The sequence below is a fragment of the Bartonella sp. CL435QHHD genome (assembly GCF_042195095.1).
Classification (GTDB): domain Bacteria; phylum Pseudomonadota; class Alphaproteobacteria; order Rhizobiales; family Rhizobiaceae; genus Bartonella.
This window is the reverse complement of the sequence record NZ_JBHINS010000061.1, coordinates 59,028-74,018: the sequence shown is the minus strand read 5'-3', so window position 1 is coordinate 74,018 and position 14,991 is coordinate 59,028. Positions and strand designations below refer to the sequence as shown.

Sequence of the window (14,991 nt, the reverse complement as noted above, 5' to 3'; positions counted from 1 at the left end):
ACTTTCTTGAGAAAAACATGGGAAGAATTTGAATAATCTAGAAAGTTTGCGATGTTTAATGTTTTTCTTAGCTTTGGGGCTTTATACTTCTCTGTCTCAAAAGAATAGATATAGGGCAAAGGGTGTTTATGGAGTAGAGAGTAGGGGGGCTTTCAAGAAATGAACGATAAAAACATTACCTTGCGTATAGCGCAGCTCGTTTTTTAAGAAATTGGATCTATTAGGAATAAACTTATATTGCAACATACGGACTTTTTGATGAAAAATGTGTATTCTTTTGCGGGATTTTTCTATCATTTTAGGTGACTCATTTTATTCTTTGTCAGTTTATAAAGGGATGTTTCAATAGGTTATGTTCATTTATATGCGCTATTTTTGAATATTCTCTTTTTATTCAGATAGATTTTAAGAACATGGTTTAAAGTATACATTGAGTTGAATCTTTTTAAGAGACAGAAATAGATGAAATTATAGAAATTAAACGTTTTATTTTTATAGATCGTCTTAATTAAAAAAGGTGTGTCTGAGTTTATGAGTGGAGAACTCCCCTTTTGGAAAGTAAAAAAATTAGAAGAGATTTCCATTTCTGAGTGGGAGAGCCTTTGTGATGGCTGTGGCCGTTGTTGTCTCCATAAAGTTGAGGACGACGATACGGGTGACCTTTATGCAACCAGTATTGCTTGTCGTCTTTTAGATGGGGAAACTTGCAGGTGTCGAGATTATGCTCATCGTAAATCAATTGTATCAGATTGTATGTCGCTAGACATTACGACAGTTAAAACAGCGCGCTGGCTTCCAGAAAGTTGTGCTTATAGATTAATTTATGAGGGAAAAGATCTTCATTGGTGGCATCCATTAGTATCAGGAGATTGTCAGACGGTACATACAGCGCGTATTTCTGCACGCGGACAAATAGAGGTTTACGAAGACGAATTATTATCTGAGGAAGAATACCTTTATCACATTACTGGTCTTCTACGTGAAGGCCAGTAATGTAATTTTTATACAACTGTTTGTGACTTAATCGATCGCAAAGACTACAGTGACGCTCACGTTATAATTTAACTCACCACCTGCAAAATTTGTATTTGCGTAGCTTACATCTGCTGCTCTACTCATGAGACGTGGTGTTGGGTGATAGTAATCATCCTTTTCATTGATTTCAATAATTTTTCCTAATTTTAAATCGGCCGCTTGCGCTATCGTTTGCGCTTTTTCAATGGCTTCAGTAATGGCTTTTTTACGTGCTTCTTGATAAAATGGCTTTGTATCTGCGTTGGTAAAAGTAATGCCGTTAACTGAATTAACACCTAGTGACATCGCTTGATCAAAGATTTTACCAGCATTGGTAAGATCACGAATGCGTACGGTTAAAGAATTTGAAACATGATAGAGTTTTTCATTATTCTTTTTTTCGTGCTGTTTATCAGAGGTTGACTGATAAATGGATAAGCCTGATGTTTGCAAATCATTTGCTTGGATACCATTGTTTTTAAAAGCTTTTATAATATCATTGATGGATTGATTATTGGAAGCTAATGCCTTTTGGGCAGTTTTATCATAGGTAACAACGGCTAGATTAATAATTGCCATATCCGGTGCGGCTTGACTTTCTCCGATTGCTGTCACTGTAATTGTTGCATTTTTCATTTTATTTTCTTCAGCATAAGCACGTACAGTCAACGATGTGGTTAAGAGTGTAAATGCTAATATAACTGTTTTAACCAGAGAACCCTTCAGTGGTTGAATTTTCTTTTCTATCATATCTATACCTTTATATTTGTCAGTTAATTATTCTCTCATTTTTAAGAGTTTTTGTAAAGAAATTAGAGCACTGAAAAAAAAACCAATAGAAAAGAGAAAAAGATGGGTTATAATCTTTGTCAGCTCTTGTATCATAGGGCATTTTAGTTTAGAGAGAAACAACCTATGTGGGGCCTGTAGCTCAATTGGTTAGAGCCAGCGGCTCATAACCGCTTGGTTGGGGGTTCGAGTCCCTCCGGGCCCACCAATAGGGAAATATCCAATAGAAAAATGGATCGCTTATATAAAAGTTTTGAGATTCTACCTTTTTCGTTTTTTTTATTTATTTTCCTGTTCGTTCTAAAATCCTTTAGTCGTTGTTTGTTTCATTTTTTTTCTCTCAGTCACTTTAATATAAAGTGAGGGTATATTTTTTTAGTCTCATCAAAGAAGTTCTCTCATTTGCAACATTGTAGCATTTTGATTAACTGATATGTGTCGCTATTTACTTTCTTAATTCATATACTGTTTTGTACTTTTCTTGTGTGATGTGCTTCATAAAATAGACGGCTAAAAGCTTCATTAGATAAATTTATTTATACTTGTTCTGCAAATAAACAGATCTCAATAAAACAAATTTTAAAGATTGGGCCTGTTCAGAACAAATGGCTCAAAAAACATTTAGTGTAAATTTGCTTTTTTCTAAGTGATGTTAATGTCTTTTAGACGTTCGAATAGCATCATCGTGATGAAAGGTTGTATATAAGAGAATGTGATCTATAGGCGTTCATATGTATCATGGGGTCAACGATGATAACATTTGTTGATATTTTCTTTTTCCCAAGAAAGGAGTTCTATTTGATTTTTGAGAAATATTGTTCATAGTGACGGAGGCGTGTTCTTTGAAAAGAATTTCATCAATTGTTCTTTGAAAAATCAATTGAGTGATTGTTTCTATCGCTTTGCATCATCCCGATTTTATTGTAATAAGCCTTTTATTATTCTGTAAGAAATGTTTTCTATGATATTAGAAAATTCGTTAAAATGCCATTTTCTGTCTTTGTGTATTTTTTTCTTAATGTTCAAATTATAGAGTTTTCATGTGATCCGAATTATTATTGAAGAGCAGACGTCTTTTTTAATTTTACTCTCATAAGGGATTGGCAATATTGCGGTAAACCTACCACTTTTTTGTATTGCTAACCTTTTTCTCGTATTGATCGTGTAGAGAGTTTTATCTTTGTTATGAGTTTTCTCTCTTATGAAAAAGTATTGGCAGAGAGGGGGATTTTTTTGTAAAAGTACACTTCTTCTTCAAAATCATACTTTGAAAATATAATTCTTCATTTGCATAAGGGAATTTCTCTCTTGTTGTAAATCTGTATACAATTTACGTACAAAGATTGTGCGTGGTGATTCGTTTTATTTTTTAAGAATATCATTTTTGCTCATGATAGAGACTTATATTAGTATTTACAAGGTGTGTTTAGAGGGGAGGTTACCTGTAAACGTGTTACAGAGTTTTAGGTAGTGTGGCTCTGTTTATAAGAATTTATTCCTATAACATTGTTATATTCTTGCTTTGCAATATTGTTTAAAAAACATAGATAGTGCTATGTAGCATAAAATTGTGATGTATTTTTTCAAAAAGCTTTTTCGTGTTCTCTTATATAGAGTTCAGGAGTGTCTTCAGGGATATTTTCACATTAGTTTTTATTGGTCCGAATCGCAAGATCTGCGTAACATTATTCGCGTTTTTGATAGATTATACCAATTTTCATAAGTAAGGTCTGGATCGTGTGATGCCTTTTGTTTCACCATGGTACATGACTAATAGAACTTCATCTGATTTTGTAAAATAAGTTTGTACACAATTGCTTCCATACTGCCTATTGCAAATATTTTTTTCTAAGGTATGAGATATATTTGAACGCTTTAGCGTTATATAGTTTGACTACATGGAGTATGACTATGAAGAATGATAAAAAATTTGAAACAACTTTATCTGATATTATTGTGAAATGGGAGTCTTTATCGACGTCTCAAAAGCAAGCGATATTGGATAAAGTAGAAAATTCTACAGATTCTGCTCATTCAACAGAACATTTAAGGCTTCAATCTTCTTTTTATCTCCAGACGAAATCAAAGTTATGAGTTTTAAATCTTCATCGGAGATGTTGAAACCAGTTATTACATATATGGCACTAGCATTTCCCAGTGTGTTCAAAATAGCCATGAGTTTATCTACAGAAGGCCTCTTTCCCCCATTTATCATTTGTTGGACGTAATTTTGTCCACAGCCTGCAGCTCTGCTTATTTCAATCATTGTTCGTCCGTCACTTTTTATCAATTCAACTAAGCGTTGGAACCAATCTTTTTCAGTCTTTGTCATTTTTAGACCTTTACATATTTACGCTATAGCGTTAATATTGCGTTGCGAATCCAGAATATATGATACAAGGAGCGTGAAAATATCCATGTGTAGCTCTTCGCTAAGGAAGCATATAGAGTTGTTTTTAACTAATAACAAAATGTCCCCATACACTTTCAGATTCGAATCAATAAAAATGGTTGCTTAGTTCCACGGTTGTGAAAAAGTAAATGTGTATACCAGAAAGGGCGATACACACTCGTATGTTTATGAGATTTCACTGTGATAGTATACGTAGCAGCATTATAAATCAAGATATACCCCAACATCAGAATTTGTAAAAAAAATTCTGCGTTGAGGTAGTATGTGAATATAACGAAGCTTTAGAGCCTTAAGAGATAGGATAATGGCTGTAGAAAAAATGTAAATTCATAGGCAAAGAATACTGATTTCTCCTTTATTGTAATAAATTAGATCACTATCAGATGGTATATCGTATATATGCATTAAAAAATTGGGAAATATCAAAAAAGTGATCTTGGATATTTTATTAAATAGGAAGGTAATCTGATCCACAAAGGTGGTTGTTTGGTGGAATTATACATTCGATCAATGCCCTTATGGGGATGAGTGTGTTTTTATGATGCTGCGGTTTATAATGAAGTCTGTGTTTACAATGATATTGTTATTTATAACAATGCATTAACATATGGTTGTGTAGTCGTTCGTAAGAGTTTGCATGTTTATGAAAAATAAGAACTTTATCGTTATTTGAATATGAGTGGAGATGCATATGTTTACGCTAATGCGGTCTTTTTTGATCAAGTTTTGAATGTTCAATGTATTGAATTTTATGGTGATACTCGTGATTGTAGAAAGGCTCGAGTTTATAATGATGCTTTAGTTTATGGTGATGTAAAGATTTGTGGGAAGGCAAAATTTTACAGAAATGCTGTGCTTTATGACAGTGAAGATTTTTGTAATAATGAAAAACTTTCATATAGCCGCATTCCACATGGCGTAAAAAGGAAGATAGGAACGATTTGGGCAAGGCTTTTATGATTGCATTGCGTCGTTAGTTTTATTTGACGTTCCTTATTTTTTGTATTTTGTGTCAATAAATGTGTCGCAAATAATTGGTGTGAGTGTAGATTTAGCCGCTTTCAGAGATTTGTTTGCGCCATTGATCAATGCTTTAATGGAGAAAATAAGAATGCCGAGAGTGATTGTTCACACTTGGAACATGCAATTTATTGCATTCTTTTTTTGATTGAGGATGAAATAAATTGGTCAAGATGATCACTTGAGCGACAATTAAGGGAGATCCAAATGAGTGTAAACGAAATTTTATTGGGAGCAATGGTTGTTGTTTTGTTGTGCAGCGGGGTTATATTTCGGTTTTCTTTATATTATCGCAGTCAAGTGAAAATTTTAAAAGAGGAATCTAGAAGAATAAAGCATGAGTTTTTAAGAGATTCTATGAAGATGACTGAAGAACGAGATAGAGCTATTAGAGAGCAAAGTATGGTGATTAAAAGACGTGACCAAGCAATTGAAAAACTGAAAAAACAAATTAAGCAATATGAAAAAAATGAAAAGAAATATAAAAAAATGCTTAAATCTGAAGATGATAAAGAGTGATTGTATTCATATTTTGCATTAAAGGGTTTGAAAATGTGTTAGGAAGATTGGAATGACGAGAGAGATAAACTTTAATGAAGCCAATTATGGTGCTGATGGAGATATTGTATTAGAAGAGAATATTCAAGTTTACTCTGATTTTATGAAAACATTTAAGTTTATAAGACAGAGCGTCGTTGGTCATAAAATAAGAGTTTATGATGATAAACCAGTTTATAGGTAGGCTGGTTATTAAAAAGCGCGTCTATACAATCCAGCAATTTTATATTATTGCTGGAAACAATTTTGCACGTTCCTTTTAGATGTAAGGTATAAATGCTACGATAGTTTCAGCTAATAGGTATAAAAAGTTGCATGATAATAGGAAGAAAGAGATATTTGCTTTTTATGAAGATGAAATGGGTAAGTCAGTTATGATTATCAGATACAGAAGAGGAATATGAACGTAAAAGATATTAATATCTTGTAGAGTAATTATATTTCTCATTGATGTTTATCTTCTCTTCATGTGCGTTTATTTTTTATGAAAAATACAAGACTTAAGAGATTTTCTTTTTGATAAAGGCTATAGAGATTTGTGTGTGATTGAAAATAAACACATAATCTGTAAGAATATGACTGTTATTTGTAAGCGTCAGAAATAATACAAAAAACGCCCTCTCATTGAGGGAAAAACAATCACTGTTCATTTGTCACAAAAATAACTCAACATACCATTATACAAAATAAACGCTTGTTTTAATGGTAAAGAACGTTAGGATTGTAGTTCTCTAATAAGAGCCTTATGTGTAACTTCTTTTATTTGCTCAATATTGATTAGGATATCTTGTTTTGTTGGATAGCCTTTACTAGAAAAAGCAATTTTTTGTGCATCTCCTGAGATTAAACGCCAGTACCATTGATTGTGAACTCCTTGAAACACCTCAAAATACATGTTTCTCACCTCATAAAATAGCTGATAATTTTCAGGATAAATATTTAACTAATCCGTTTGTAAACATTAATGTATGTCTCTATAGGAAGTCGTCAATATATTCCCCTTAAATTTTCTGACTTAAAAAAATAATTTCTATGAGAGCTATTATTCTTTTAACAAGAAAAAATTTCTTGTCAATAAGATATGAATGAGAATTTTATACTATAAAATTATTTTTTTAAGTTAAAGACACTATACTTTCACTTACAACGCAAATATTTTTATTGTCGTTACAGAAACAAAATTTATAAATTATACAAAATTCCACCAGCACGGATAAAGTAAAAACACTTTTCTCCATACTGGTAGAGTTTAATCATTTCTTGTTTTTTCTTTTGAAATAGACGTTTATTGATTAGCTATAACCTCTTTTTGGGATACGCTTCGAATGAGTAAATCAATGAATAAGCTAAGGGTGTAAGAATTGGCCATTTTAGCTTTCATATCGATAAGAGAGGTTGTAGTTTTAGGGTTAAAACTATTTGATAAACCTTGTCTTGACAAATATTGCTGCAATTTTTCATAAGAACTGTCGATTTTTTCTTGATTTAGTTTTTCGTTACGATCACTATCGGCAAGTGTTTCTTCCAGTCCCTCGATTTTTTTAATAAAATAATTCCAGTCAAAATCACCTTTTGTATATTCGGTGTCAAACATTTTTCCTTGTCCAGTTAAAAGCCAATTAATATTGACACCGTATAACGTGCGGTATGTTTGTAAGACACTAAGATTGGGTTCTCTCTCTCCACGCTCATAAAAAGCAATGGAATTTTTTGTCATGCTAAAACTTTTAGCTAAGGTTTCACGTGATGGATCGCCTAAAGCAAGACGTACATAACGTAAACGTTTTCCAAATATGGTTTTTGATTCAGTTTCAGGACGTGCCACGAATTATCTCCCTCGGTAAATCATCATGGTATAAATCATTAAATAATAAAAGCACACTATGTATTAATATTCTATGATATAATGTCAATATTATAGCTTTAATTTCTTTTTATTTTTTTATTTTCGTGGATAGAAAGCAATCTTTCACTTATTGTATTGACAATTGATATTCACTTCAAAACAAAATTCCTTGTTTGCTACATTTGTCTCTTGCTTTTTTTGAGAGAATTTTCATGTAACTTTACCATATATATTCTATACACCTCTGCATTAATAGATGCAACTTTAAAGAGATGCAAACTTTGGATTTGTACTGGGTGTGCTTTAGATGAAGTAGAAAATAAACTTTGAGGAATGATCATGGCCCTATTACGCTATTTTGGGTTTGCTTTTTTTTTCACGATTATTGGTGTCTTTTTAGGAGGGGTTATTGGTTGGTTTGAAACGGAAAGTATTACTGGTTTTCTTAAATATTTTTTTATTTGCGTTGTTTTGGGAATTTTGGAAATTTCTTTATCTTTTGATAATTCTATTATCAATGCGCGTGTTCTTAGTAGAATGAGTCCATTGTGGCGTCGTCGTTTTCTTATATGGGGCATTTTGATAGCTGTATTTGGGATGCGAATTGTTTTTCCATTATTGGTGGTTGTCGTTGCTGTTGGGATTAATCCAATTGCGGCAGTCAAATTAGCGATATGGGAACCACATCGATATGCTGAAGTTCTAACCGATGCGCATATGGGGATTGCTGCTTTTGGAGGAACTTTCCTTATGATGGTTGGCTTAAAATATTTTTTTGATTCTGAAAAAGAGGTGCATTGGCTTAATGTTATAGAGAGACCTGCTCAAAAGTTTGGGGCGCTTGTTGGAATTGATATTGCAATTGTTTTGATTTTGATCTTATTTGTTTCAGGTCAGATTGACGCAGAAAATAAAATAACTTTTTTATTGGCAGCCCTTTATGGACTTTTGACCTTTATCGGTGTTGAAGTTGTTGGTCATCTCTTGGATACTCCTCAAAAGACTTTAACAACAGTAGCTCACGGGGGAGTAGGGGCGTTTCTTTATTTAGAAGTTCTTGATGCTAGTTTTTCTTTCGATGGCGTGGTTGGTGCTTTTGCCTTTTCACATAACCTTTTTATTATTGCGATAGGTCTTGGTATCGGTGCATTTTACGTTCGTTCTATGACAATTATGTTGGTTGAATCGGGAACATTATTGCATTATCGTTATTTAGAGCATGGTGCTTTTTATGCAATTCTAGTTCTTGCAGTGATTATGTATCTGCAAACGATTATATCGGTTCCTGAAGTTTTAACAGGACTTGTGGGAATCTGTATTATTGGAATGGCATTATATTCTTCGATTCGTTTTAAGAATCGTCAATTGTATAAACATGTTGTGTCTAAGTAATGGAGATTTTCACGCTTTTGTCGATCGCATATCTTTGAGTAAAAAGAGGTCTTTCATGCAAAATAAAATACTATTTTATTGCTTATTTGCGTTTTTTTAAAGTTGAGTTCATTGCATGATACTACCCATGAAGGGAATAATGTACAATCTCTAGGATACTTTTTGACCTAAATATAAGACAGAAAGCTGATGTTATACTTTTTATCAGCTTTCAATATTATGACAAGCTCTTGCATTTAATGGGGCATAAGAAGCATTCTTACTGTTTTTTTGAATGATTTATTCATACATTGATTCTCTTTGTAACGTGTAAGAGAATGTTTTTGAAACAGGTTTGAAATGAGAGAATTTACGATATTCTGGACTCTTACTTAAATATGTGTAAAATAATTTATCCTTTATAAATCAGTGTATTATAATGGTAGATTAGAGAAGGATATTTTAAGAGACCATTAAAAGTTCTATACCAGCTTCGTTCATCGTTTTAAGCATAGTGTTTAGTGATCCGTTTACATCAATACCAGCACAGGCATTTAATGAAACACTGACTTTAAAACCGCATTGCATAGCGTGAAGAGCAGAAAATCCGACACAAAAATCAGTTGCTAAGCCACACATAATGAGCTTAGTAAAACCATGTTCTTTGAGATAAACTTGTAAACCTGTTGGTGTTTTTTGATCATTTTCAAGAAAAGCAGAATAGCTATCCATTTTTTGATTATAGCCTTTTCTAAGGATAAGTTGTGCCTTTTCTACTCTAAGAGATGGATGGAATTCTGCTCCTTGTGTTCCTCGTATGCAATGATCAGGCCAAAGTATTTGAGGACCATAGTCAAGAATGACTGTATCATAGGGCTTTTTTTCAGGATAGCAGGAAGCAAAGCTGCAATGGTTTTTGGGATGCCAGTCTTGGGTTAAGATAACGTGGTCAAAATGATTTATGAGATTATTGACGGCGGGTAAAATAGCATCACCTTGTGGTACGGCAAGTGCTCCACCTAGTAAGAAGTCATTTTGAACATCAATGACGATTAAGGCTTTTTTTTCCATAAATATATTCCTATACGAGATGAGCTTTTATCGTATTTTTAAAAAGCTATATGTCGTCTTGAAGTTTTGAAATGATGTGCTGGATATTGATATTATTTTTATAATTATCAAGCCAAAAGAGGGGGATGGATAAGTTTTTACAATTGGTTTTATAGTTTTTTACGAATTGTAACCACGTACCAATGGGAAGTGCACTGTATTCATTTGTTGCTACGTGTTGATGCAAAGCTTTCATGATCATTGGGCTTGGGACGTCAGATCCCATAAGGCGGCGGTCGTTTTGTAAACGTAATTTAAGCCATATCAAGGCAAGGGGTGAAGTCCATTGCTTTCCGTAGCAAAAAATCGATGAAAAAAGAGAAGGATTTTTTACTGCGTAATATAAAGCCCATAAAGCGAGAAAAGAAGGCGCATAGAGAATTGCTTTTCTTTGTGGTACCATATTACATTGATAAGTTGGTTTAATACGATAAAAATACAATGTTATATCTGGTATGGAAAAGAGAGGTAATGTTTGATAACAGGTTTCAGGTACAGCTAAAAAGATTTGCTTTTTGCTTTTTAGGGAGATGTTTTTTTGCATTCAGGACCATACTGGGGCTTGTGAGATTAGAAAAAATGTACCAATATAAAGCGAAAAGCTTTTGATACGATGTAAGTGCTATTTACTGTACAGTTTCAAAAAGCAAAAGCAGTTTTTTCAAAATCCTAATCTTTAATATCGCACAATATAAAGAGAAATTTATGGCACGTCAATTTATCTATCATATGGCTGGGCTTAACAAGTCTTACGGCAATAAAAAAGTTCTAGAAAATATTCATTTGTCTTTTTATCCAGATGCAAAGATCGGTATTTTAGGGCCAAATGGTGCGGGGAAGTCAACTATTTTACGTATTATGGCTGGGCTAGATAAGGAATATACGGGAGAAGCATGGATTTCTGAAGGAGCACGCTGTGGTTATCTACCACAAGAACCTTTGCTTGATGCGAGCAAAGATGTGCGTGGCAATGTAATGGAAGGTGTTGCAGATAAACAGGAAATTCTTGAGCGTTATAACGAATTGATGATGAATTATAGCGAGGAAACGGCTGATGAAAGTGCACAGCTTCAGGACATTATTGACAGTCAGAATCTTTGGGATTTAGAAAGTCAAGTGGAAATGGCTATGGCTGCTCTTGGTTGTCCGCCAGCCGATGGGGATGTAACAAAACTTTCGGGTGGTGAGAAGCGGCGTGTTGCACTTTGTAAATTGCTTTTGTCAAAACCTGATTTATTACTTTTGGATGAACCGACAAACCATTTAGATGCTGAAACGACGGCTTGGCTTGAGAGGCATCTACGTGAATATCCAGGGGCTGTGCTTTTGATAACCCATGATCGTTATTTTCTCGACAATGTAACGGGTTGGATTTTAGAGTTAGATCGCGGTAGAGGTATTCCTTATGAGGGGAACTATTCTGCTTATTTGGGGGCTAAAGCCAAGCGTTTGGCTCAAGAAGGCCGTGAAGAGGCAGCGCGTCAACGTGCTTTATCACGTGAGCAAGAATGGATCGCTTCTAGTCCAAAGGGGCGACAAGCAAAGTCAAAAGCTCGGATTAAGGCTTATGATGAGTTGGTTCAAGCAGCACGTGAGCGCCGTCCTGGAGAGGCACAAATTATTATTCCTATTGGAGAAAGATTAGGACAGGTTGTTATTGAGGTTGATAATCTCTCTAAAGCTTATGGTGAACGTGTATTGATTGATTCTCTTTCTTTTAAACTTCCTGCTGGTGGCATTGTCGGCGTTATTGGGGCCAATGGTATGGGAAAGTCGACCTTGTTTAAAATGTTGACGGGACAGGAACAGCCCGATTCAGGTCAAATACGTATCGGTGAAACAGTTCACATGAGTTATGTGGATCAGAGTCGCGATTCTTTGGTGGGAGATAAAACTGTTTGGGAGGAAATTTCTGGTGGAAATGACATTATTAAATTAGGTAAATATGAGATGAATAGCCGCGCTTATTGCGGGGCTTTTAATTTCAAGGGGGCAGATCAGCAGCAGAAGGTGGCAAATTTATCAGGAGGGCAGCGCAATCGCGTACATTTGGCGAAACTTCTAAAAGAGGGGGGGAATGTGCTTCTTCTTGATGAACCGACAAATGATCTTGATACTGAAACATTAGGTGCATTGGAAGATGCATTGGAAAATTTTGCTGGTTGTGCAGTTATCATATCGCATGATCGTATGTTTCTTGATCGATTGGCAACACATATTTTAGCCTTTGAAGGTGATGGTCATGTAGAATGGTTTGAAGGTAATTTTGCTGAATATGAGGCTGATAAAGTTCGTCGTCTTGGGGCGGAATCTCTTAATCCTAAGCATGCAAATTATAAACCTCTTACACGCTAGAAATTTTTTTCTTATCTCAACTTTGTTGGAATAATAGTGTACTTTATTGCGTTTGTTATTTCATAAATAAAGTGTGTGTACTCTGTGTGAGTTTTTATTCATTAAACAAAGAGTAAGAGACACTTTATGAAATTCTGACCTAAATAGGGTTATTCTACTCATGATATATAACCGGTTATTGCTTGTAAAATTGCAATGAAAAGGAGGGGATGAAGAGTATAGTACTATTTCTACGAATGCTCTGGTCATTGAGCATTATTATCTTTACTTAATAAAAATGCAAGCTGGCACTATCATGTTATTTATTTTTTCTCAATGGTATGCAGTTCTTGTTTTGAGGTGGGTATAAAAGATATTTTTATCCATATGTCCCCTCCGTTTATGAGCTGTAAGAGAATGATTTGGATTGATTTATCATGAATAGATTTGAAATGAGAAAAATTTACGGTATTCCGGTTTTTTATTCAAGTTAACAATGAATGAATTATTATTATAAATCAATGCATTCTCATTATAACGAGCTGCAGGGAGATAAGATCTGTTCGTTTTTTACATTAGCCTATTTTTTTCATAGTATGATAAAATAGAGAGAACAAAATAGATGAGAATATGCGTTGTATGCTTGACTTTTTTTCCTATAAACAAATGTTTATAGGAATGTTTAGGGGATAATTATGCAAAAAAGTGCAAGTTTAGATGCAATGATTGTGCTGCTGAAAGCGGTCGCAGAAGTAAGCCATTTACGTGTTCTTACGCTCTTGCGTCATGAAGATTTAACAATTCCTGATTTTATTTTTATTCTTGATCAGTCGCAAGCGTGTATATCACGATATTTACGTTTCTTGTACGAAGCTCGATTGATTGAGCGTTATCAGAAGGGAGATAGCCTTTATTTTAAGCTTTGTCATGATTTTTGGGGTAAAGACATTGTGATGGGTGTTCTTTCGGCTTTGCCAAAGCATGATGTGTTGTTAGCGCATGATTTAGAACGTTTGAAGGATGTCAAAAAGCAGCGTCAAAAAACGAGGAAGAAGCATTTCTTACAAAATACGTTGCAATGGGATGTATTACGGTCATCCTATATGGCAGATCAGGGTGTAGAAAACGCTTTACTTGAAATCATTGGCGATAAACCATTTCAGACGATGCTGAATATTGGAAGAGGTGGAGGCTCTATCTTAAAATTGTTTTCTAATCTTTATACGCATGCGGTTGAAGTCGTGCTTGATAGCAATGTTTTGCACTTGTCTGTTGGAGATACAACTTTTGATTTAGTTATTCTTCATTGGGTTTTACATTTTCTTGAAAATCATGAAATATTTCTTCATGAAATATCAAGAGTTTTGCGTCCTCATGGCCGTTTATTGATTGTGGATTTTGGTTATCATGAAATTGAGCCTTCATATTCCGATCAAGCGCATATGCGTCTTGGATTTTCGGCTTTACAAATAGAACAATGGCTTAAAAATGCGGGACTTGTTCTAGAACAAACGGTTTGTCTTACTCCTATACAAAATGAAAACAGTGAGGAGGGTATGGTTACGCTTTGGCTTGCTCGTGATCCGCGTTTATTGGTTGACGATATCAAAGATAAACAAGTAGATTTTGCATAAATCGCGTTTGTTAACGTGCTTTATTCTCTGATTTTTCTCAAGGAATAGCGTAGAGATAAAACTTTATTCAATCATTGATAAGCTATTGTTTTTTACATTTGTATTATGTTTTTATATGGGAGTATTGGTGTTTTATAGCGGCGTGTAGGCTGTATAATGAAAGCACCTTCTATAGAGTTAAGCCTATGAGGATCATTATTTAAGGTGTTCTTGATATTATATTTATGTTATTAGCCAATATATTGATTTTAAAAGATCATTGATTTTTTTAGACTCAATGAGAGGTTTGAATACAGGAATATTTTTTCATTTCAAATTTCCTGTTTCAGAATCTAAAAGAGTCTGTTTGTCTGTTACAAAAGAAGGTATTTATCTTAATGATACCGTTTGTAAAAGAAAATACATCTTTCATACATTTTCTAAATGTGAGAGCGGCTGCAATATGATATAATGCCGCATAATATAATATAGTGAAGGCTCATACCTTCATAAATGTCAAAGGTGGTGTGCCTAATAGATCTTAAAATATTTCTTTAAAACAGGTTCTTAGATAAGAAATGCCTTGGAACTTTTAGTGAGGAGTGCAAAAAGATGCTCTAAAAAGACGAAAAAGTAAAAAGGTGAGACAATGCATGATTTTCATTATTTAAAATACAGCGTTATGAGCGTGTTTGAAAGTCGTAAAGGCAAATGAAGGGGATGGTAAAGATAGCAATAGTTTTTTATCTTTGGGATTTTATGTTTCTTCCAAAATGAATGATGGCTTTTTAAGATTTCTCAAACAGACGTAAATATTTTTACTCTAATTGGGCATATAAAAGCTAGGATTTTTCACATGGCTCTCATTTTCTCTAATCTTTATTTCAAACATATTGTTATGTTTAGAGCAGGTGTTGATTTAC

The 14,991-nt window shown here is 33.9% G+C and carries 14 protein-coding genes and 1 tRNA gene; 9 read left to right on the top strand and 6 right to left on the bottom strand.

The features are described 5' to 3' along the window. Nucleotides 1-531: 531 nt before the first annotated feature. A complete protein-coding gene (locus tag ACFILH_RS04125; RefSeq protein ID WP_375631188.1) occupies nucleotides 532-993 on the top strand; it encodes a YcgN family cysteine cluster protein in 462 nt (153 codons plus the stop codon). A gap of 27 nt (nucleotides 994-1,020) precedes the next feature. Here the strand turns inward: ACFILH_RS04125 and ACFILH_RS04120 are convergent, their stop codons facing one another. Then, nucleotides 1,021-1,764: an SIMPL domain-containing protein gene (locus ACFILH_RS04120; protein WP_273790802.1), complete on the bottom strand. Its 744-nt coding sequence runs from the start codon at nucleotides 1,762-1,764 to the stop codon at nucleotides 1,021-1,023. Between the two features lie 170 nt (nucleotides 1,765-1,934). Between ACFILH_RS04120 and ACFILH_RS04115 the strand changes: the two genes are divergently transcribed. Both ACFILH_RS04115 and ACFILH_RS04110 read left to right on the top strand, forming a co-directional pair. Next, nucleotides 1,935-2,011 (top strand) — tRNA-Ile (locus ACFILH_RS04115). A 1,703-nt stretch (nucleotides 2,012-3,714) separates the two neighbouring features. After that, nucleotides 3,715-3,897 (top strand): hypothetical protein, encoded by a 183-nt coding sequence (locus ACFILH_RS04110; RefSeq protein ID WP_273790801.1) that lies wholly within the window; start codon nucleotides 3,715-3,717, stop codon nucleotides 3,895-3,897. Here ACFILH_RS04110 and ACFILH_RS04105 read toward each other — a convergent pair. Then, nucleotides 3,821-4,135 (bottom strand): helix-turn-helix domain-containing protein, encoded by a 315-nt coding sequence (locus ACFILH_RS04105; protein WP_007347852.1) that lies wholly within the window; start codon nucleotides 4,133-4,135, stop codon nucleotides 3,821-3,823. The genes ACFILH_RS04110 and ACFILH_RS04105 overlap by 77 nt on opposite strands. Nucleotides 4,136-4,891: 756 nt before the next feature. On the opposite strand from ACFILH_RS04105, the gene ACFILH_RS04100 reads away from it, so the two are divergent. The 3 genes from ACFILH_RS04100 (at nucleotide 4,892) to ACFILH_RS04090 (ending at nucleotide 5,978) form a co-directional block, all read left to right on the top strand. Beyond that, a complete protein-coding gene (locus ACFILH_RS04100; RefSeq protein WP_375645318.1) occupies nucleotides 4,892-5,176 on the top strand; it encodes a hypothetical protein in 285 nt (94 codons plus the stop codon). 267 nt (nucleotides 5,177-5,443) lie between these two features. Next, nucleotides 5,444-5,755 (top strand): hypothetical protein, encoded by a 312-nt coding sequence (locus ACFILH_RS04095; protein WP_273790799.1) that lies wholly within the window; start codon nucleotides 5,444-5,446, stop codon nucleotides 5,753-5,755. 52 nt (nucleotides 5,756-5,807) lie between these two features. Next, entirely contained in the window at nucleotides 5,808-5,978 is a 171-nt protein-coding gene (locus ACFILH_RS04090) for a hypothetical protein (RefSeq protein WP_375631186.1), read from the top strand. A gap of 531 nt (nucleotides 5,979-6,509) precedes the next feature. Here the strand turns inward: ACFILH_RS04090 and ACFILH_RS04085 are convergent. Together ACFILH_RS04085 and ACFILH_RS04080 are read right to left on the bottom strand one after the other, a co-directional pair. After that, nucleotides 6,510-6,689 (bottom strand): DUF1508 domain-containing protein, encoded by a 180-nt coding sequence (locus tag ACFILH_RS04085; protein WP_273790798.1) that lies wholly within the window; start codon nucleotides 6,687-6,689, stop codon nucleotides 6,510-6,512. 390 nt (nucleotides 6,690-7,079) lie between these two features. Beyond that, a complete protein-coding gene (locus ACFILH_RS04080) occupies nucleotides 7,080-7,619 on the bottom strand; it encodes a helix-turn-helix transcriptional regulator (protein ID WP_273790797.1) in 540 nt (179 codons plus the stop codon). A gap of 360 nt (nucleotides 7,620-7,979) precedes the next feature. Here ACFILH_RS04080 and ACFILH_RS04075 point away from each other — a divergent pair, with 360 nt between their 5' ends. Continuing rightward, on the top strand, nucleotides 7,980-9,032 hold the full coding sequence (locus ACFILH_RS04075; RefSeq protein WP_375658186.1) for a DUF475 domain-containing protein: 1,053 nt from the start codon (nucleotides 7,980-7,982) through the stop codon (nucleotides 9,030-9,032). A gap of 441 nt (nucleotides 9,033-9,473) precedes the next feature. On the opposite strand, the gene pncA is transcribed toward ACFILH_RS04075, so the two are convergent. Next, on the bottom strand, nucleotides 9,474-10,082 hold the full coding sequence (gene pncA, locus ACFILH_RS04070) for a bifunctional nicotinamidase/pyrazinamidase (protein ID WP_273790795.1): 609 nt from the start codon (nucleotides 10,080-10,082) through the stop codon (nucleotides 9,474-9,476). A gap of 46 nt (nucleotides 10,083-10,128) precedes the next feature. Then, nucleotides 10,129-10,665: a hypothetical protein gene (locus tag ACFILH_RS04065; RefSeq protein WP_273790794.1), complete on the bottom strand. Its 537-nt coding sequence runs from the start codon at nucleotides 10,663-10,665 to the stop codon at nucleotides 10,129-10,131. Nucleotides 10,666-10,826: 161 nt separating this feature from the next. On the opposite strand from ACFILH_RS04065, the gene ettA reads away from it, so the two are divergent. Then, a complete protein-coding gene (ettA, locus tag ACFILH_RS04060) occupies nucleotides 10,827-12,476 on the top strand; it encodes an energy-dependent translational throttle protein EttA (protein ID WP_273790793.1) in 1,650 nt (549 codons plus the stop codon). A 674-nt stretch (nucleotides 12,477-13,150) separates the two neighbouring features. Then, nucleotides 13,151-14,089 carry an ArsR/SmtB family transcription factor gene (locus ACFILH_RS04055; protein WP_375667419.1) on the top strand — a complete coding sequence of 313 codons (939 nt, stop codon included), beginning with the start codon at nucleotides 13,151-13,153 and terminating at the stop codon, nucleotides 14,087-14,089. Nucleotides 14,090-14,991: the final 902 nt, after the last annotated feature.

What these genes read in the sequence shown, in the direction of transcription:
- ACFILH_RS04125 (WP_375631188.1), top strand. Translation starts at nt 532, where the DNA reads ATGAGTGGAGAACTCCCCTTTTGGAAAGTAAAAAAATTAGAAGAGATT.
- ACFILH_RS04120 (WP_273790802.1), bottom strand. Translation starts at nt 1,764, where the DNA reads ATGATAGAAAAGAAAATTCAACCACTGAAGGGTTCTCTGGTTAAAACA.
- ACFILH_RS04110 (WP_273790801.1), top strand. Translation starts at nt 3,715, where the DNA reads ATGAAGAATGATAAAAAATTTGAAACAACTTTATCTGATATTATTGTG.
- ACFILH_RS04105 (WP_007347852.1), bottom strand. Translation starts at nt 4,135, where the DNA reads ATGACAAAGACTGAAAAAGATTGGTTCCAACGCTTAGTTGAATTGATA.
- ACFILH_RS04100 (WP_375645318.1), top strand. Translation starts at nt 4,892, where the DNA reads ATGAGTGGAGATGCATATGTTTACGCTAATGCGGTCTTTTTTGATCAA.
- ACFILH_RS04095 (WP_273790799.1), top strand. Translation starts at nt 5,444, where the DNA reads ATGAGTGTAAACGAAATTTTATTGGGAGCAATGGTTGTTGTTTTGTTG.
- ACFILH_RS04090 (WP_375631186.1), top strand. Translation starts at nt 5,808, where the DNA reads ATGACGAGAGAGATAAACTTTAATGAAGCCAATTATGGTGCTGATGGA.
- ACFILH_RS04085 (WP_273790798.1), bottom strand. Translation starts at nt 6,689, where the DNA reads ATGTATTTTGAGGTGTTTCAAGGAGTTCACAATCAATGGTACTGGCGT.
- ACFILH_RS04075 (WP_375658186.1), top strand. Translation starts at nt 7,980, where the DNA reads ATGGCCCTATTACGCTATTTTGGGTTTGCTTTTTTTTTCACGATTATT.
- pncA (WP_273790795.1), bottom strand. Translation starts at nt 10,082, where the DNA reads ATGGAAAAAAAAGCCTTAATCGTCATTGATGTTCAAAATGACTTCTTA.
- ACFILH_RS04065 (WP_273790794.1), bottom strand. Translation starts at nt 10,665, where the DNA reads ATGCAAAAAAACATCTCCCTAAAAAGCAAAAAGCAAATCTTTTTAGCT.
- ettA (WP_273790793.1), top strand. Translation starts at nt 10,827, where the DNA reads ATGGCACGTCAATTTATCTATCATATGGCTGGGCTTAACAAGTCTTAC.
- ACFILH_RS04055 (WP_375667419.1), top strand. Translation starts at nt 13,151, where the DNA reads ATGCAAAAAAGTGCAAGTTTAGATGCAATGATTGTGCTGCTGAAAGCG.